This window comes from Synechococcales cyanobacterium CNB (genome assembly GCA_030263455.1).
GTDB lineage: Bacteria > Planctomycetota > Phycisphaerae > Phycisphaerales > UBA1924 > CAADGN01.
Genome location: SZOZ01000009.1, coordinates 22,677 through 40,927, shown reverse-complemented (window position 1 = coordinate 40,927; position 18,251 = coordinate 22,677). Strand labels below are relative to the sequence as shown.

The 18,251-nt window shown below is 69.7% G+C and carries 16 protein-coding genes; 5 read left to right on the top strand and 11 right to left on the bottom strand.

What is annotated here, in order from left to right; genetic code table 11:
- Positions 1-9: 9 nt before the first annotated feature.
- A complete protein-coding gene (lepA, locus tag FBT69_09910; protein MDL1905108.1) occupies positions 10-1,935 on the bottom strand; it encodes an elongation factor 4 in 1,926 nt (641 codons plus the stop codon).
- Here lepA and FBT69_09905 point away from each other — a divergent pair.
- Positions 1,886-3,064, top strand: a complete 1,179-nt coding sequence (locus FBT69_09905) for a universal stress protein (GenBank protein MDL1905107.1) — start codon at positions 1,886-1,888, stop codon at positions 3,062-3,064. The two genes, lepA and FBT69_09905, sit on opposite strands and share 50 nt — an antisense overlap.
- Positions 3,065-3,134: 70 nt before the next feature.
- On the opposite strand, the gene FBT69_09900 is transcribed toward FBT69_09905, so the two are convergent.
- The 4 genes from FBT69_09900 to FBT69_09885 are packed head-to-tail and all read right to left on the bottom strand — an operon-like array spanning position 3,135 to position 5,992.
- Positions 3,135-4,610 carry a PDZ domain-containing protein gene (locus FBT69_09900; GenBank protein ID MDL1905106.1) on the bottom strand — a complete coding sequence of 492 codons (1,476 nt, stop codon included), beginning with the start codon at positions 4,608-4,610 and terminating at the stop codon, positions 3,135-3,137.
- A 54-nt stretch (positions 4,611-4,664) separates the two neighbouring features.
- Positions 4,665-5,207: a phosphoribosylglycinamide formyltransferase gene (locus FBT69_09895; GenBank protein MDL1905105.1), complete on the bottom strand. Its 543-nt coding sequence runs from the start codon at positions 5,205-5,207 to the stop codon at positions 4,665-4,667.
- Between the two features lie 26 nt (positions 5,208-5,233).
- Positions 5,234-5,584 carry an STAS domain-containing protein gene (locus tag FBT69_09890; protein MDL1905104.1) on the bottom strand — a complete coding sequence of 117 codons (351 nt, stop codon included), beginning with the start codon at positions 5,582-5,584 and terminating at the stop codon, positions 5,234-5,236.
- Positions 5,585-5,605: 21 nt separating this feature from the next.
- The gene (locus tag FBT69_09885) at positions 5,606-5,992 is read right to left on the bottom strand and encodes an acyl-CoA thioesterase (protein ID MDL1905103.1); all 387 of its coding nucleotides are present in this window, start codon (positions 5,990-5,992) and stop codon (positions 5,606-5,608) included.
- Positions 5,993-6,054: 62 nt separating this feature from the next.
- Between FBT69_09885 and FBT69_09880 the strand changes: the two genes are divergently transcribed.
- Entirely contained in the window at positions 6,055-6,687 is a 633-nt protein-coding gene (locus FBT69_09880) for a hypothetical protein (GenBank protein MDL1905102.1), read from the top strand.
- A 19-nt stretch (positions 6,688-6,706) separates the two neighbouring features.
- Here FBT69_09880 and FBT69_09875 read toward each other — a convergent pair whose 3' ends face one another.
- The 3 genes from FBT69_09875 to FBT69_09865 all read right to left on the bottom strand — a co-directional run bounded on the left by FBT69_09875 (position 6,707) and on the right by FBT69_09865 (position 9,148).
- Entirely contained in the window at positions 6,707-7,165 is a 459-nt protein-coding gene (locus FBT69_09875; GenBank protein MDL1905101.1) for a hypothetical protein, read from the bottom strand.
- A gap of 85 nt (positions 7,166-7,250) precedes the next feature.
- A complete protein-coding gene (locus tag FBT69_09870; GenBank protein ID MDL1905100.1) occupies positions 7,251-8,153 on the bottom strand; it encodes an aminotransferase IV in 903 nt (300 codons plus the stop codon).
- Positions 8,154-8,185: 32 nt separating this feature from the next.
- Positions 8,186-9,148 carry a cobalamin-binding protein gene (locus FBT69_09865; protein ID MDL1905099.1) on the bottom strand — a complete coding sequence of 321 codons (963 nt, stop codon included), beginning with the start codon at positions 9,146-9,148 and terminating at the stop codon, positions 8,186-8,188.
- 75 nt (positions 9,149-9,223) lie between these two features.
- Between FBT69_09865 and FBT69_09860 the strand changes: the two genes are divergently transcribed.
- The 3 genes from FBT69_09860 (at position 9,224) to FBT69_09850 (ending at position 14,282) form a co-directional block, all read left to right on the top strand.
- The gene (locus FBT69_09860; GenBank protein ID MDL1905098.1) at positions 9,224-11,674 is read left to right on the top strand and encodes a hypothetical protein; all 2,451 of its coding nucleotides are present in this window, start codon (positions 9,224-9,226) and stop codon (positions 11,672-11,674) included.
- Positions 11,674-13,386 (top strand): type II/IV secretion system protein, encoded by a 1,713-nt coding sequence (locus tag FBT69_09855; protein MDL1905097.1) that lies wholly within the window; start codon positions 11,674-11,676, stop codon positions 13,384-13,386. The genes FBT69_09860 and FBT69_09855 overlap by 1 nt, the downstream gene beginning before the upstream one ends.
- 95 nt (positions 13,387-13,481) lie before the next feature.
- The gene (locus FBT69_09850) at positions 13,482-14,282 is read left to right on the top strand and encodes a class I SAM-dependent methyltransferase (protein ID MDL1905096.1); all 801 of its coding nucleotides are present in this window, start codon (positions 13,482-13,484) and stop codon (positions 14,280-14,282) included.
- An 82-nt stretch (positions 14,283-14,364) separates the two neighbouring features.
- Here FBT69_09850 and FBT69_09845 read toward each other — a convergent pair whose 3' ends face one another.
- The 3 genes from FBT69_09845 to FBT69_09835 are packed head-to-tail and all read right to left on the bottom strand — an operon-like array spanning position 14,365 to position 18,248.
- The gene (locus FBT69_09845) at positions 14,365-17,268 is read right to left on the bottom strand and encodes a hypothetical protein (protein ID MDL1905095.1); all 2,904 of its coding nucleotides are present in this window, start codon (positions 17,266-17,268) and stop codon (positions 14,365-14,367) included.
- Between the two features lie 48 nt (positions 17,269-17,316).
- Positions 17,317-17,694 (bottom strand): hypothetical protein, encoded by a 378-nt coding sequence (locus tag FBT69_09840; protein ID MDL1905094.1) that lies wholly within the window; start codon positions 17,692-17,694, stop codon positions 17,317-17,319.
- Positions 17,667-18,248 carry a sigma-70 family RNA polymerase sigma factor gene (locus tag FBT69_09835; GenBank protein ID MDL1905093.1) on the bottom strand — a complete coding sequence of 194 codons (582 nt, stop codon included), beginning with the start codon at positions 18,246-18,248 and terminating at the stop codon, positions 17,667-17,669. The genes FBT69_09840 and FBT69_09835 overlap by 28 nt, the downstream gene beginning before the upstream one ends.
- Between the last annotated feature and the right edge of the window lie 3 nt (positions 18,249-18,251).

The following is an 18,251-nucleotide window of genomic DNA, read 5'->3' as shown; positions in this document are numbered from 1 at the left end:
CGCCACAGCCTACTCCTCCCCCGTATCCAGCACCGCCATGAACGCTTCCTGCGGGATGTTCACGCTCCCGATGGACTTCATGCGTTCCTTGCCCTTCTTCTGCTTTTCCAGCAGTTTTCGCTTGCGCGTCACGTCCCCGCCGTAGCACTTGGCCGTCACGTCCTTGCGGAACGCCTTGATCGTCTCGCGGGCCACCACCTTCCCGCCGATCGCGGCCTGCAGCGGGATCTCGAACTGGTGCCGGTCGATCTGCTTGCGCAGCTTCACCAGCAGCTGCCGACCGCGATGCTCGGCCCGTTCCCGGTGGCAGATGAACGACAGCGCCTCGACCGGGTCGCCGTTGATCAGCACGTCCACCTTCACCAGCCGATCCGCGCGGTAGCCGACGACCTCGTAGTCCATCGTCCCGTACCCGCTCGTCAGCCCCTTGAGCTTGTCGTAGAAGTCGTAGATCAGCTCCGCAAGCGGCACCTCGAATGTCAGCATCTGCCGTGTCTCGGAGACCACCATCTGGCTCTTGTACACGCCCCGCCTGTCCAGGCACAGCTTCATGATCTCGCCCACGTACTGGTTCGGGATCATGATCTCCACCCGGCAGATCGGCTCACGGATCTCCTCCACCAGTCCCATGTCCGGCAGGTCGGCCGGGTTGTGCACCTCGACCTCCTCGACGACCCCCCCCTTGCCACGCACGAGCACCTTGTAGCTCACCGTCGGGGCCGTCTGGACCACCTCGACCCCCCCCTCGCGCTCCAGCCGCTCCTGCACGATGTCCATGTGCAGCAGCCCCAGGAACCCGCACCGGAACCCGAACCCAAGCGCCTCCGAGTGCACCGCCTGAAACGTGAACGACGAGTCGTTCAGGCTCAGTTTTTCCATCGCCTCGCGGAGTTCCTCGAAGTCGTTCCCTTTCTTCTCCGTCGTCGCGGGGTAGAAGTCGCAGAACACCATCTGTCTCGGCGGCTGGTACCCCTCCAGCGGCGCCTCCGCCGGGTCCAGTTCCAGCGTGATCGTGTCGCCGACACGAACGTCGCCCAGCGTCTTGATCGCCGCCACCAGGTAGCCCGTCTCGCCCGGCCCCAGTTCCTGCACTTTCACAGGCTTGGGCGTGTACTTCCCGAGTTCCGTCACCTGGTACGTCCGTCCCAGCCCCATCATGCGGACCTTCTCGCCCACGCGAAGCCGCCCGTCGAACACCCGCACGTACACGATCACCCCGCGGTAGTCGTCGTACACCGCGTCGAAGATCAGCGCCCGCGTCTTGCTCGTCTCCGGCGTGCGCGGCCCGGGCAACCGCTCGCAGATCGCCGCCAGCAACTCACGTATCCCCTCGCCGGTCTTCGCCGACACACGCAGGCAGTCCTCCGCCGCGAACCCGAGCACCTGCTCGACCTCCATCGCCACCTCGTCCGGCCGCGCCGACGGCAGGTCGATCTTGTTCAGCACCGGGATGATCTCGAGATCCTGCCCGATCGCCAGCAGCGCGTTCACCACCGTCTGCGCCTCGACCCCCTGCGTCGCGTCCACCACGAGCAACGCGCCCTCGCACGCCTTGAGTGCCCGCGACACCTCGTAGTTGAAGTCCACGTGCCCGGGCGTGTCGATGAAGTTCAGCATGTACAGCTCGCCGTGCTCCTCCGGCGAGCCTTTGCGGGCGCGGTGCCGACCCTCCTCGTCGGTCGGCTCCTCGTAGTCCGCCTCCAGTTCGTCGCGCTTCGTCCCCGGCCGGTGCCGGTGCATCACCGTCACCGCCGACGCCTTGATCGTGATGCCCCGCTCGCGCTCCAGGTCCATCGAGTCGAGCATCTGCTCCCGCGCCTCGCGCGCGGAAACGGCGTTCGTCGCCTGCAACAGCCGATCCGCCAGCGTGGACTTGCCGTGGTCGATGTGGGCGATGATCGAGAAGTTGCGGATGCGCGGCGTCGGGTCGGTCATCGCGGGCGGCTTCGGGATGCGGGGAAGGGTCGCAGTGGGGGGATTCCCGCCACACACGCGGCGGTGGCGCCATCATAGGCGAACCCCGAACGCTAACCGCCCCGCTCGCCCGCTCCCGCCACGATCGCGTACAGCCTCGCACCGCCGACGGTCGATAAGACGATACCGTTCAGTCCCGGCCGGGTCGGACTCGGAGGTCACCATGCCCACTGACACACTCCGCCAGATCAAAACCATCCTCGTCGGCTCCGGCCTCACCCCCGAGTCCATCGGCGGCGTCGTAACCGCTCGCCTCCTTGCTCACCGATACGGCGCGGCCCTGCACCTCGTCCACGTCGTCGAACCCGTTTCAGAGGTCACCGAACGCGCCATCCCGGGCCTCGCCGAAAAGCACGTCCAACTCGCCGAGGAAGAACTCCGGCTCTTCTGCCAATCGCACGGCCTCGCCGACGGCGTTACGCTCCACGTCCTGCGCGGCGACCCCGAGTCCGAAATCCTCGCCCTTCGCGCCAAACTTCACGCCGACCTCATCGTCGTCGGACGCTATGGCAAGGGCGGCCTCAAGCGCGGCCGGCTCGGCAGCGTCGCCGACAGGCTCCTCCGCGCTTCCCCCGTCAGCGTCGTCATCGCCCTCCCCGAGTTCCGAGGCGACATCCAGCGCGTCGGCATGGCCTGCGACCTCCACGCCGACAACGACGAGTTCCTTATCCGAGCCGTCGAGGTCGCCTCGCGCCTCGGCGTCCCGGAGGTCGTCCTCCTCGGCTCCTACGAAGTCCCCAGCGGATACCACATGGTCCTCACCTGGGAAGAAGCCTGCGAGAAGATCGCGCACGCTCTCCGCGAACGCGCCGACGCCATGATCGCCCGGGTCGCCCGCATCGCGCCCGGCGTCGCCGTCCGCGTCCGTATTGAGGAGGGCCTCCCCGCCTCGCGCATCCCCGCCCTCGCCCTCGAAGAGCGCCTCGACCTCCTCGTCCTCGGCACCCACACTCGAACCGCGCCAGCGCAGGTGCTCCTCGGTCGTATCAGCGAGAAGATCATCGACGCCGCGGGCTGCTCCGTCTGGGCCGAGAAATCTCCGAAGCGCTTCCAGCGCTTCGTCGACGCCCTTGCCCACCTCCTCGACTGACCCGTCCGGACGTTCATCGAGTGCGCCGCCACCATCGGTTGTTCTGGACCGATGGTGGTGCCGAGTCGGATCACTCCGCCTTCTTGAGCGTTACCTCCGCCGTCCCGTGCAGCCGGCCGCGCCGATACCCTACCTCCACAGTCTCCCCCGGCGAACGCTGCGCCAGCACACGCACCAGCTCGTAGTAGTCCCGCACCGCGCGCCCGTCCACGTGCGTGATCACGTCGCCGACACGCAGCCCACCCGCCGCGCTCCGAGGCACGAACGCGCTGATCGTCAGCCCCTCTCCCGTCCCCGTCGCGTCGATCTGCACGCCCAGCGACGCCGACCCCACCCGCACCTCCTCGGGCGCCTTCGGCAGCGACAGCAGCCAGCGTCGATACTCGCTGTCGATCTCCTCCGCCGACATCTCCAGCGCGGCCTCCAGCGACGCCAGACCCGTCGGATCGTCCCGGAAGTGCTCCGTGAAGTGCTTGTACCACCCCGACAATCTGCCTCGCGAGTGCAGGAACAGAAACAGCGTCCTCGCCTGACCATAGAATGCCAGCGGCCTCGTTCCGGTGAAGTGCTCCCGAGGCACCGACACCAGGTCGCGCACCTTCAGCAGCTTCCCCGCCTCGGCCAGAAACCGCGCCTGGTTCGTCCGCCACGACGGCACCGGCACCGGGCGTCCGTCGGGTCCGGGGTCGTAGTCCTCGACCAGCGAGCACAACCCCTCCTGCACCCACACCGGATGAATCTGCCCCAGCCGCGTCGTGCTGCGCCAGTGCAGCACGTGCATGAACTCGTGCCGCAGGCTCGCCCCGAGGTCGCCTGTCACCAGCTGCTTCGTGTCGTGGTTGTAGTGCCCGCCGATCCCCTGCGTGTAGCCCCGCGCCGCAGGCCCATACGTCTCCACCGCCCACCGCTCGAAGTCCCGCCGGGTCGGCAGCGCGACCAGCACCCACGCGTCCTTCGAACCGGCCAGTTCCGTGTGTGTCTCGCCGAACACCTCCGCCATCGCCCACTCGTAGATGCGCTCCACCTCCGCCCGGCACTGCGCCGTCGTTTCTGCCGTGAACCCGGACGCGAACAGCAGCCGCAGACGCCCGTCACGCTCGTACAGGTACCCCGCCCCGAATCGCTCCCGCGCCCTTTCGAGGTCTGTCGCCGCCCGCCGTTCCAGGATCTCGTCCCACCGCTGCACGATCGCCAGGTATCGAGGGTCGCCCCGCAGCGGCGCGAGGTGCGGGTCGTGCGTCAGCTGCCGAATGTCCGTGAACCCGTGCTCCACCGCGCGAATGAGCATCTCCCCAGCCTCGGCCGTGTCCCCGCGCATCGCCCGCACGCACGCCAGGTTGTACATCGCCACGAAGTTGCCCGGCTCCTCCTCCAGCTGCAGGTGCAGCGCGGCCTCCGCCGCCTCGTAGTCCCCCGCCGCGAACGCACGGATCGCCCGCTCCTCCAGCGACCCGCCCGCGTCCTGACCGAGCACAGCGCTCGGACACGCCGCCGACAGCGCAGCCGCCACGACCACAACGCCCGCCATCCCGCGAAACGCTCGCATCGCTCACTGCCTTCCGCCCAATCCTATCGGCCGGTTGCGGAGTCGGATGCGTCGTCAGGTCTTCCCCTCGATCAGACGCCGCAACGCCTCGGGATACACCCGACACTCCAGCTCGAACACCCGCTCCGCCAGCGCCTTCACGGTGTCGCCCGGCAGCACCGGGCACCGAGCCTGAAGGACGATCGGCCCGTGGTCGTACTCCTCGTCCACGTGGTGAACCGTGCAGCCCGTCTCCGTCGCTCCGGACGCCAGCACCGCGGCATGCACGCGCTCGCCGTACATCCCCTTGCCCCCGAACGCGGGCAGCAGCGCAGGGTGTATGTTCACGATCCGCCCACGGTACGGCTCCGCCACGTGCACGTACCGCAGATACCCCGCCAGTACGACCCAGTCGATCGCCCGCTCATCGAGCAGCGCCGCCAGCGCATCGCGCCCGATCTCACCGGGCACGACGACCGTCTCGAACCCGCGCGCTCTCGCCCGTTCCGCGCCGCGGCACTCGCGCGACGCGATCACCAGCGCGATCGTTGCCCGCAGCCGACCCGTGTCGATCGCGTCGGCGATGTTGAGGAGCGTCCGCCCCCCCCCGCTGATCATCACGCACAGCCGGGCCGCCGCGCCGCTCACGCCACCGCCTTCACCGCCGCCTCGAGGTCCGTCTTGATGACCAGCATCCGGTCCAGGCGGCTCAGTTTCAGCGCGCCCAGGATGTCCTCGCTCACCCCGCAGATCGCCATCTTCCCGCTGTTGTCGCGGCACTTGCGGTGCAGCGTCACCAGCATTCCCAGCCCCGCCGACGCCAGCATCCCGACCTCCGTCAGGTCCACCACCATCCGCCACGCGCTGCCCTCCGCTGACCCGCTCAGTTCCGCCTCGATGATCGGCGCCTCGCGCTCCGTCACCTTCGACGACACTACCCGCCCGACCAGCGCAGGCCCTGTCCGCCCGATCTCCACGAACATCGCCCCCGACATTACCCCAGTCTACCCGATCTCTCACGCCCCGGTCGTCGGCTTGTCCCGGAACGGGATCGGCCTTCCCGCCGCGTCCACCGACACCAGCGTCACCGTCGCGCTCGTCACCGGCACCGTCTCCCCCGTTGTGTACCGCTCCGCCTCCACCTCCACCCGCACCGTCACGCTCTTCGTCCCCAGCCGCTCCGTCGAGGTGTGGAACGACACGATGTCCCCCAGGTGCACCGGGGCCGTGAAATCCACCCGGTCCATTGACGCCGTGACCCACCGGTGCTGCCCGTGCCGCCGAGCCTCGACGAACCCCGCCTGGTCGATGTAGCTCAGGATCACCCCGCCGAAGATCGTCCCGTACTGGTTCGTCTCCCGCGGCATCGTCACAACCCGCAGGGCAAGGCGCCGTTCGCTCATGTCCTCAGCCTATCCACCCTTCGCCTCGTCGCCCGCACCTCTCCGCCTGCGAACAATCCCCCATGACCACCTCATCCACTCCCGTCGGCGCGGTCGCCGGTCACCCCGAGATCGGACGCGAGATCGACACCCTCGACACCCCATCGCTCATCCTCCGCTACCGCCGCGGCGTCGAGAACTTCGACCCACGCCTCTTCGACCTCGACGACGGGCAGCTCGACACCGCCTTCCTTCCCGACTCCGGCGTCGGCCGCTGGCCCGTCCGCGTTCTCCTGGGCCACCTCGCCGACGCTGAACTCGTCATGACCTTCCGCATCCGCCGCCTGCTCGCCGAGGACAACCCCGTCATCGCCGTGTGGGACGAGATGGCCTTCGCAGACAGCCCGCTCTACACCCCCGATCTTCGCCAGCCCGTCGCCGGCTTCATCGCCGCCATCCACACCCTCCGCCGATGGACCACCGAACTGCTCATGTCCCTCTCCCCCGAGCAGTGGTCCCGCCCCGCCATGCACCCCGAGCGCGGCCGCATCACCCTCCGCGACGTCGTCGTCGGCACCACCTGGCACCTCGAACACCACAACGTCTACCTGCAGGCCAAGATCGACCGCTTCCTCGGCCCCCGCGCCGAGTGCCCGCCCGAACAACAGACCCGAACCCCTTGCGGCCCCTCCTGCGGCTGCCACGGGAAGTCGTAAGAACGATCGGCGCGGACGCTCAGGACTTCGCGCCGCTGTCGCGCTTCTTCAGAACCATCGTCGCCCCGACCATCACGCCCGTCGCGCCGATGAGCGCGTTGAGCACACCCATCCACGCCGGCGTGCGCGCGTTCTGCATCGCTTCCATCGCGGGCACGTCCGCCGGGCGAACCACGACCTCCTGAGGCCCCTTCAGGCTCCCCGCCGCGTAGGCAAGCCCGAAGACCAGCAGCAGCGCCGCCAGAACCTGCGCCGCCCGCTTCGACCGCCCGATCAGGGCGCATAACGCCCCGCCCAGCAACGCGGCCGCCACCCCGATCACGACGCTGCACGCGATCCACACCGGGGACGGCTCGTACGTTCCCTCGCGGAACGCGCCGTCCACCCCAACCACCGCGTACAGCCCGAAGAACGCGACGACCGTCACCATCGCCATGACCAGGTAGGCCACGATCACACCCGCTATTGCCCTTACCATGCGTCAACCTCCCGGAAGGCGTGCATCGGGCCACGCGCCTCACAGTCTCTCTTGGGATTGCCCTCCCCGCAAGTTCACGCGTGTTTCACCCCACCACCCGCTCCCCCTCGCTCGCCGTCAACTCGCGGAACAGGCCCTGAATCCGCCGCGTGACAGGCCCCGCTTCTCCCGCGCCGATCGTCCGTCCGTCTACCTTCACCACCGGCACGATCTCGCCCATCGTCCCCGTGCAGAAAGCCTCGTCCGCCCGGTACACCTCCGCGAGCGACACGTCGCGCTCCTCGTGCGCGATCCCGTGCGCGAGGCACAAGCCCAACACCGCCGCCCGCGTGATCCCTTCCGGGCACGCCACCGTGCGGCTCGTCTCCACCTTCCCCCGCGTCACGATGAGGACGTGCGTCGCGTTCGTTTCCGCCACGAACCCGCGCACGTCCAGCATCAGCGCATCGTCCGCGCCGGCGTTTGTCGCCTCGATCTTCGCCAGGATCGACTGGATCAGGTTGCAGTGGTGGATCTTCGGGTCCAGGCAGTCCGGCGGGAACCGTCGCACGCCGCTCGTCGCCAGCGCGATACCGCCCGATCCGTACACAGGCGGCTTGTGCTCCGCCAGCACGATCAGCGTCGGCCCGCTCCGGTTCAGGCGAGGGTCCATCCCGCTCGTCACCTTCACGCCCCGCGTCAGCGTCAATCGGATGTGCACGCCGTCGCGCATCCCGTTCGCCTCCAGCGTCCGCCGCACCTGCTCCGTGATCTCCGCGTGGCTCGGGATGGTCTCGAACGCCAGCGCGAGCGCGCTCCCCCGCAGCCGGTCCAGGTGCTCCGTCAGCCGGAAGATGCGCCCGTCGTACACGCGCAGCCCTTCCCACACCGCGTCCCCCCCCTGCACCGCCGAGTCGAACGGTGATACTCCCGCCTCGTCCCGATGCACGAGCCGACCGTTGATGTTCACCAGGATGTCGCGGTTCCGAGGGTCAAACTGCTGCAGCATGCCCGCATGGTACGGGACGCTCGCGCCCCAGCTCACCCCTCCCACGCCCGCCACGGAAACCCGCGCGGCATCAACTCCCCACGCCCCTGCAGCCACCCCACCAGCCACTCGAACGCATCCACCAGCCGCGGCCCGGGACGGTTGAACATCTGGTTCCCGTCCACCACCGAAACGCGCCCCGCGCGCACCGCCGGCAGCGATCGAAACCACTCCTCTCTCGCCAGCCGCGCCATCTCCTCCCACGCCCGCTCCAGCCCGAGCCCGCACGGGCACACCACCAGCCACTCCGGTCGCACACCCGCGAACACCTCCGCGGGCACGGCGATGGACCGTCCCGCCGTGCGCTCCGCCTGCTGGGGCCCCTCCGCCGCGCCGGCGTCCTCGCGTGCCACCGTCGGGTTCAGCGGGTGCCGCCCGCCCGCACGCTCGATCAACTGCACCGTCCAGTGGCCCGCGATGAAGAGCGGGTCCGTCCACTCCAGGAACCCGACCACCGGCCCATCCACATACGGCGGCACGAACTCCTGCGCCCGAAACAGCCGCTCCCGCAGCCGCAGCGCTGCCGCGTGCGCCTCGCGCGCCAGTCCCGCCGCCTCGCCCACTGCCATCACGTCATCCAGCACGCCCTCGACTGTCTTCGGGTTCAGGCTCATCACCCGAGGCCGCGGTGTCATCCGCTCCGCCAGCCGGCGCACCGTCGCAAGGTCAATCGAGCAGACCGAGCACACATCCTGCGTCAGGATGAGGTCCGGCTGCAATCGCTCGATCTCCGCCTCGTTGATCGTGTACAGCGGTCGGCCCTCGGCCAACTGCTGTCGTACCTCCGCGTCGATGGCCGCGACGTCGCCACGCCCCGTCCGGGCCGCCGTCAGTGTCGGGACGCCCTCCAGACCGGACGGGAAATCGCACTCGTGCGACCGCCCGACCAGCATCCCGCGCCCGCCGACGAGGCACAGCGTCTCCGTCGCCGATGGCACCAGACTGACGATCCGCATCGCGGTTTCCCGGGCCTTCAGCCGTTCCCGACCAAGTTGGTATAACCTAGCGGCCCCGTGCAAGGAGGGACGCCCGTGACAGCCCAACGCCCCGTCTGTTCGCCTCGTTCCCGCCCGCTGTGGGGGAAGTGGGGGAGGTCTCTCGCGGTCGCGATCGCGGCAGCCATGCTCTCCACGCCGTGTGCCGCGCTCGCGTTGCAGGACGCTCAACCCGCCGACGCCGGCCCGCTCGGTCAGCCCGACGACGACATCACCATCCCTGCCTTCTCCGAGGCCGTGGAACTCATGGCACTCGTTGACTACGTGACCGAGACGCTCGGCATCAACGTTTCGGTCAAGGGCACGCTCACGGGCCAGGTCACCTTCAACGCTTCGCAGACCGTCAAGCGATCCCAACTCCTCACGCTTCTCGAAGCGCTCCTCGACCAGCACGACTACTCCATCGTCCGTGACGCCGCGGGCTTCTACCGCATCCAGCCCGCCAACGAAGTGCCCCAGTCCTTCGCCGAGGACTTCGCCACCACCCGCATCATCCCCACACCCAACGTCCGACCCTCCGCGCTCCGTACCGCGCTCGAACCCGGTGCCGTACCCGGCCAGCCCAGGCAGAGCGGGTCGCAGATCGCCTATCTCGACGACCTCGGCCTGCTCGTCGTCACCGACTCCCCGCGCCGGGTCCGCCACGTCGAAGAGATGGTCTCGCGCCTCCTCCGGCACTACAACGGCATGGTGCAGTCGCGCATCGACCTGCGCTTCGTCTCCGCTTCCGCCGCACGCGAGCGCGCCATCGAACTCGTCGGCCAGAGCCAGGCCGCACGCCAGCGCACCCAGCAGCAGGACCCCGCCGCCGCCGCCGCCGGCCTCGCGGGCGGACTCGACAACCTCGCCGATCGCCTCACCGTCGATCCGCAGTCCAACGCCCTCTATTTCCGCGGTTATCCCGCGGAGGCCGACCGCGTCCGTGGCGTCATCGAGATGATCGACCGGCCCACGGAACTCACCCCGAAGCAGTTCTTCGCGGGCTCCTCCGCCCGCGCCATCGCCGACCTCGCCAGCCGCCGCGGCATGGGACAGGTCGTCACGCTCGACACGCAGGCGACCGCCCAGCAGCAGTCGCCCTTCGCCGTCTTCACCGCCCAGCAGCAGCGCCAGCAGCAGGCCGCCGGAATCCTCGGGCAGGCCGAGCCGGGCGGCGGCGGGTCCGTCATGGTCGTCGATGAACGCCGAGGCCTGATCGTCTACTACGGCACCGAGGTCCAGCAGGAACAACTCGCACGCCTCATCGAGACCTTCGGCACCGAGGACGAACGCATCGTCATCCGCGAGTACAAGGTCCGCAACGTCGATGCCACCGCCCTCGCCGATCTCATGATGGGCCTCATCGAAGGCTCCACCGCCACGGGCACTTCGCCGCTCCTGCCGGGTGTCGGGCGTGCCGCTGCCGGCGGCGCGCAGCCCACCTCCGTCTTCATCACCGCGCCCGGCCAGGAGGACGCCGGCTTCACCGCGACCGCAGAGACCGCCTTCGTCGTCGCCTTCGAGCCGACGAACACCGTCCTCGTCAAGGCCCAGCAGCGGCTCCAGAAGCAGTTCGCCGACCTCATCGACAAACTCGACCAGCGCAGGCCGCAGGTCTACATCGAGGCGCGCATCCTCGCCGTCAGCGACGCCACCGACTTCCGCCTCGCCGTCGAGAGCCAGCTCAAGGCCGGGCAGTTCCGCGCCGGCACCAACTTCGGCCTCAACGACCTCGGCAACGGCGCGGAGTTCACCGACCCCAAGACCCCCGCGGCCAACCTCGCCGGTTTCACCGCCGCCCTCATCAAGAGCGAGTATGTCCCCTTCATCATCAGCGCCGTCCAGCGCGACACCGACGCCCGCATCATCTCGTCGCCCCAGCTCCTCGTGAACGACAACGAAGAGGCCGAGATCGTCAGTCTCGAAGAGCAACCGACCACGACAACCACGATCGGCACCCAAACCGATCAGGTCTCGTTCTCGGGGTACGAATCCGCCGGCACGACCCTGCGCGTCACCCCCAGTATCTCCGAGGCCGGATACATGCGCCTCAACTACTTCATCGACCTCTCCAACTTCGCGGGCAGCGGGCAGGGCGGCGTGCCTCCCCCGCGAATCAGCCGCACCATCCGTTCCGACGCCGTCACCATTCCCTCGGATACAACGATCGTGGTGGGCGGGATCACCGTTGAGGACGCGCGGAACACGGTCGCCAAGGTCCCCCTCATCGGCGACGTCCCCCTCCTCGGCCTCCTGTTCCGCGACACCAACAAGGTCAAGAGCAGCACTCTCCTCTACGTCTTCATCACCCCGCGCATCCTCACCGACACCGACTTCTACGACGCGCGCCTCCTTACCCGCGGCCCCCTCGAGCGCACCGGCCTCGCCCCCGACCTCCCCTCCCTCAAGCCCTCCCCCATGCGACTCATCGACCCGGCAACCGACGCCCCCGAACCCCCCCCCCTTCCCGGCACCGTCCACCGCATCCGACCCGAGGACGGCCACTGATGCGCATCCGCCGACTCCTCGGCCCCGGCGAGCGAACCAACGGCCCACGCGCCGCCACCACCCCCGCGCGCGCGCTCGCCGCCGACGAGTTCTCCCGCGTCGCCGACCTCCTCGGCCCGCTCCGCGTCAGCCCCGACAAACTCCGTCAGTTCCCCCGCGCAGAAGGCTCCGACTCCGACCCCTGGGACGTCATGCTCGCCATGCTCGCCATGGACGAGCAGCAGGCCCTCTCACGCCTCGCCGAACGCACCGGCCTCCCCTTCGACCCCGAGCCACGCCTCCAGGACTCCGCCAGCCGCTTCTACGAGGTCGTCCCCGCCGACCTCGCACGCCAGCAGCAGGTCGCGGGCCTCTCCAGCGACGGCCAGACCATGACCGTCGTCACCAGCCAGCCCATGCAGCCCGCCGTCTTCAACCTCGTTGAAGACCTCCTCTCCATGCCCCTGCGCATCGTCCTCGCCCCCCGCGTCGCCGTCGCCAACGTCCTCAACCGCGGCTACGAGCAGCGCGGCGACCTCGTCACCGAGATCATCGAGGAGCTTCCCCTCGACCAGTCCGCCATCGAGTCCGCCGCCGCCGGCCTCTCCTCCTCCACCGACCTCCTCTCCCTCGCTCGCCAGACGCCCGTCATCCGCCTCGTCAACATGATCCTCTTCGAGGCCCTCCGCCGCCGAGCGAGCGACGTCCACGTCCACCCCCAGGAGAACCGCCTCGTCATCCGATTCCGCATCGACGGCATGCTCGTCGATGCCTTCACGCCCCCCATGTCCCTCGCGGCAGCCATCTCCAGCCGCATGAAGGTCATGACCGAACTTGACATCGCCAACCGACACAGCCCGCAGGACGGCCACACCTCCGTCCGCATCGGCCAGAAGAAGGTCGACGTCCGCCTCTCCTGCATCCCCACCGTCTTCGGCGAGCGCCTCGTCCTCCGACTCCTCGACCAGAGCCAGACCCAGCTCTCCCTCGACGAGATCGGCATGGCCAAGCGCATGCAGGCCCAGCTCCTCGACCTCATCGACCGCCCCACAGGCATGATCCTCGTCACCGGACCCACCGGCTCAGGCAAGACCACCACCCTCTACGCCGCCCTCGGCCGCGTCGATCGCGGCTCACGCAACGTCATGACCATCGAAGACCCCGTCGAATACCACCTCGACGGTATCAGCCAGATGCAGGTGAACCCCAAGCGCGGTGTCACCTTCGCCACAGGCCTCCGCGCCCTCCTCCGCCAGGACCCGGACGTCATCCTCGTCGGTGAAATCCGCGACAAGGAAACCGCGCAACTCGCCATCCAGGCCTCCCTCACCGGCCACCTCGTCCTCGCCACGCTCCACACCAACGACGCACCGAGCGCGATCCCCCGCCTCATCGACATCGGCGTCGAGCCGTACCTCGTCACTTCCTGCCTGCTCGCCGTCCTCGCCCAGCGCCTCGTGCGCCGTGTCTGCCCCGCCTGCGGCGGCGCGCAGACCCACGACGGCGCACGCTGCGACGCCTGCTTCGGTGCTGGCTATCGCGGCCGCGTCGCCGTCTACGAGATCATGTCCATGAACGACGAACTCCGTCGGCTCACCGCCCGGCGCGCCGACGGCGTCACCCTCTATCAGGCCGCCGTGGACGCGGGCTTCCACCCCATGCGCGACGACGCCGCCGAGAAGGTCGCCCAGGGCCTCACCGATCAGGCCGAGGTCTACCGCGTCCTCCACTGATCCCGCCCCCGCACGCCCCCCGGCTCCGAGCCGCGGACTTCAGTCCGCGCGCCCCTTCTCCACTCTCTCTACTCGCCTTCCTACTCTGCCCCCACATGGACACCACCGGCGGAGGCTTCTACGACGACCCTCGCATCTACGACATCCTCCACGCCGACGGCACCGCCGAAGAAGTCGCAGGCCTCGAATCCATCTGCCGACGCTTCCTCCCTCGCTGGCGACCCGGTCGCGGAACCTGGCTCGAACCAGCCTGCGGCACGGCGCGCTGCCTCCGCGCCGCCGTCCGCCGCGGCATCGACTGCATCGGCATCGACATCCACCCCGCCTCGGTCGAGTACGCCCGGGCCCGCCTCCGCGCCATCCGCTCTTCCGCCCGCTGGCGCATCGAACTCGGCGACATGACAGACCTCTCGGCCTTCGTCAACGCAGGCTCCATCTCGTTCGCCTTCTGCCTCATCAACACCATCCGTCATCTCCCTGATGGCCGCTCGCTCGCCGCGCACCTCCGAGAGATCGCCCACGTCCTCCGCCCCGGCGGCGTCTACGCTGTCGGGCTTAGCATCACCGCCTACCGCTGCGAACAACCGTCCGAGGACCACTGGCAAGGACGCCGTGGCGATACGCACGTCCATCAGGTCGTCCAATACCTCCCACCCGGCGACGCCGCCAATCCCGAGCCTCGCTCCGAACTCGTCGTCAGCCATCTCACCATCACGCGCCGAGGACGAGTCGAGCACCGCGACGCTACCTACCGCTTGCGAACCTACAACCTCTCACAATGGCTCGGCGTCATCGCTCGCTCACCATTGTGCGTGCTCGCCGTCGTCGATGAACACGGCGACGACGCCTTCGCCCACGAACCCGGCTACGCCATCTTCGTCCTCGGCAAGCGCTAGGGCCGGGGCGGGGCCGCGCAAGCCCAGTCTCCTTCCCTCTCTCGGAGCCGCGGGCTTCAGACCGCGCACGACGCCCTCATGCCTATGGCACGCTCACGCCCTTGTTGAGCCGCGCCGACCCGTCGATCGCCGACACGCTCACCACCACGCGCTGCCCGTGCAGCCGTTGCATCCCATCCTGGAACGGGAACGCCCGCACGGTCTGCTCGCCAGGCCCGAGTTCCGTCACCGCCGTGCGCGCCCGCGGGTATCCCGGCGCGGTCGCCGACGCTTCGAGCGTGATCGGTTCGTCGCTCGAGTTCGTGATCACCGCCTCGACGACCACGTGCGGCCCCTCCGGCCCCGGCGCAGGCCGCGCCACGATGTCCAGTTCCAGCCCCGTGACGCCCAGTTCCGCCGTCGAGGCCACGCGCACCCAGCCGTAGTCCGCCGTCGCGCGCAGGTGGAAGTCCAGCACGAATCGCACCGGTCCCGCCTCTTCCGTCGGCCTCATCGCCACCGAAAGCGGGATCGTCACGCGTTCCCCGGGCGCGGCGCTGAACGCCGCCGTCCGCGGCGTGATGCTCCACTGCCGCTCGCTCACCGACGCGTCGCCGTGATACCCGCCCGGGCTGACCACGATCATCCGCCCCATCAACCCCACCGGCCACGGGTTGTTGAACACCACCAGGTGCTCCCGCTCCGTCGCCGCCGACTGCACCTCCGTCGGGTCGATCCGCACCGACGCCAGGAACCGCACCAGGTCCGCGTCGATCCCCTCCACGAACGTCGGCGATGCCCCGATCGGCACCCGATGCACCAGCCGAAGCCCGTCCGCCGAACGTTCCGGCTCGACCACGCTCGCATTCCCGTACACGTCGAACGCCGTGATTGCTCCCTCGCCCAGCGTCGCCTCGATCGCCACGCTCCCCCGCTCGCGCGGCTGCTCCAGCCACGCCACGATCGCCCCCCCCCTCTGCGACGACGCCCACGGCGCGGGCGCGAGCACGTAGCACCGCACGCCCTCCGCCACGGGCCACTCCGCCACCACCTCACGGTCCGCCAGCCGGCCCACGGTCGCGCGCAGCGCGGGCAGCGCAGCCGTCGGCATCACCCGCGGCCTCCGGTCGCCCACCACACGCCACGGCGCCTCAACCACCAGCCGGTTCCGAGCGTCACCATACTCGTTCGTCCGACGCTCGAACGACGCCCAGAACAGCACCGCCCGCTTCACGTAGTCGTCCGCCACCGCCCGGTGCCCGTACACGTCCCCATCCAGCGTCCCGATCACCAGCGACAGGTCAGGACGCCCCGTCGCGTCCGCTCCGCCCGCCAGCGGCGCGGCCCACCCCTCCGCAAGACTCGCGATCGCGTCCGGCGGCAGGTCCGGCTCCACCAACACACTCAGCGCGTTCAAACCCGAGTGCTGCTCCAGCAGCGGCTCGGATGCCGGAAGGTCCGCGCGCCACCCCGCCGCCAACGCCGGCGCGGCCGCAAACCGCGACATCCCCGAACGCGCCGCGCGCAACGCCTCACCCAGCCCGGGACGCAACGCGGCGAACTCCGAACCCGGCGGCCCCAACTCCCAACGCTGTACCTTCTGCCCCAGCCGGTACAGCGCATCCGCCAGATACGGCTCCCACGCCGTCCCGGACGCGAGCGCCCCCGCCACGTCCTCAGGCCCCACCCCCGACGACGCCGCCAACTCCTCCGGCACCACCGGCAGCACGATCGAGAGCCGCTGCCAGTCCGCGTACAACGCGCCCAGCAGCGGCTCGACCACGCTCAGCCGCGACTCCAGCCCGTCCACCCCCAGGTCCGCGCTCCACAACGGCAGCGAGATCGAACCCGTCCCCGCACGACGCGTCAGTTCCACCAGTTCATGCGTGACCAGCGGGTGCAACTCCCGCACCGTCAGGCCGAACCGCGCCCGGTCGGGCGATCCCGCGATCGTCGAGCCGCGCCTGCCCGCCGAGTCGCGCCCCCCATACCGCGGCGCGACCGGCAACACCTGCTCCACGTACGCAAAGTCCACGAACGCCGAGCCGATCCGTCCCTCTTCGGTGTGCAGTTCCGCGATCGCCCGGTACCACCCGTACCCGTCGAGCGCCGGACGCCACGGGATCGTCGCTCGCCCCCCGCCGAACTCGTCCGTCCGCTCGTCGATCTGCCGACCCCGCGCGTCGTACACCGCGACGCGGCTGCGCACCCGCTCCCCCGTCAGATCGCGCACGTGCAGCGTCAACTCGGGCGACTCCGGGTACGCCACCACGTTCCCCGGCGACGCCGTGCTCAACTCCACCTTCGGCAACTGGATGATCGCCACGTCGTCGAACCACGCCGAACCCGAGAAGTCCTCCGGCCAGACCTCGAAACGCTCGTGCGCGCGCGGTTCGTGCTCGCGCGGCTGCAGCAACTCCAGGTCGATCTGCAACGACACCGCGTCCGAGTGCAGCCCGGGCAGCACCACCTCGATCCGCTCCCACCGGCCGTCCGTGCTCAGCGCGGCGCTCCGCGCCTCCGACGCCGCGATCGGCCTCCCCTCGCCGTCCAGGAACCGCGCCGACACTCGCGCCCGCGCGTGCTCCACGCCCTCCGTCCGCACCTGCGCCACCACCAGGTAGTCCGCATCCGGAAACACCAGCACCACGCCCGGGTCGAGACGCAGGCTCGCGCTCCCGCCGCTCACCGGCAGACGCACCGATCCCTCGCCGCGAGCCGCCACCCCGTAGTCCAGCGCCGCCCCGTTCCACAGCGGGAACCCCGGACGCTCCCGCGGAACACGCGGGTCGTGCTGCGCCCGAAGCCAGCCCATCGGGATCGGAAGCGGGTTCGTCCCGCGCTCCTCGAAGTCGAACACCCGCACCAGCCGTCCCGCACCGCTCGGCCTCGACACCGCCTCTTCATCGCCATCCGGTTGTGCGCCCGCGCTCACTCCCACGCCCGCAAGCGCGGCCGCCAACGCCATCGCCACGCGCGCACCACAACTCAGACGCCGGCGTCCCATGCCCACGATATCGGCCCAAACTCGACGTGCCCTCCAGACCCGCCCACCTCACAGCCTGTCGAGCCACTCCCCAGAAAACCGCAACCACCCCAGCGTCGGCTCCCCATCGAACCCGTTGCGCACCGCAGCCGCACCGTTCCCGTCCGCAAGACTCCGGAAACCGACCAGCGACACGGCCTCCTCCGGCAACCCTCGCGGCTCGTCCCCGGCGATCGGCAGCGAGTCCTCCCGAATCCCCGCCGGCCCCGTCGAAGGCAGCCCCACGACAACCGCCAGCGCAGCGAGACCCACCACGCCCGCCGCCACGCCCGCCATCGCAGCCCGCCGACGCCGACCCCGCCGCCGCACGCGCCCGATGAACGTCTTCGGCACGGGCGGCGTGTGGCTGGTCATCCCGCTCAGCCGCCGTTCGAGATCGTCGTGCATGGCTCGCTCCTTCGTCCCGTGTTCGACCCGTCCCCGTCCGCTCCCAACGCGTTCCGCAATCGTTCCATCGCCAGCCGATGCCGCGACGCCACCGTGTTCCGGTTCACCCCCAGCGTGAGCGACACCTGCTCGAACGTCAGCCCCGCCGTGTGCCGCAGCACCACAACCTCCCGCAAGTGCCTCGGCAGCGCCGCCAGCGCGGCCGTCAGCCCCGCCTCGCGCTGCGAGGCTCCAATCGCTCGACCGCCGTCGTGTTCGCGCTCGCGCACCGCTGCTCTTCTCGCCGCCCGCAGCATGTTCAGCGACTCTCGCCGCGTCATCTGCGCCAGCCACGCGCCCGGATCGCGCACCGCCCGAACCGATCGTCTATCCAGTTCCAGCACGCGGCAGAACACCGCCTGCACCGCGTCCTCGGCGTCGTTCGCGCCGCATCGCCGCCCCAGCACCGCCCGCGCAACCGCAACGAGCCGCGGCGCCTGCGCCTCCCACAGGCGCCGCGCCGACGGCTCGTGGCCCCGGTGCGTTCTCAGCAGCAGTGTGCACAGATCGTCCACTCG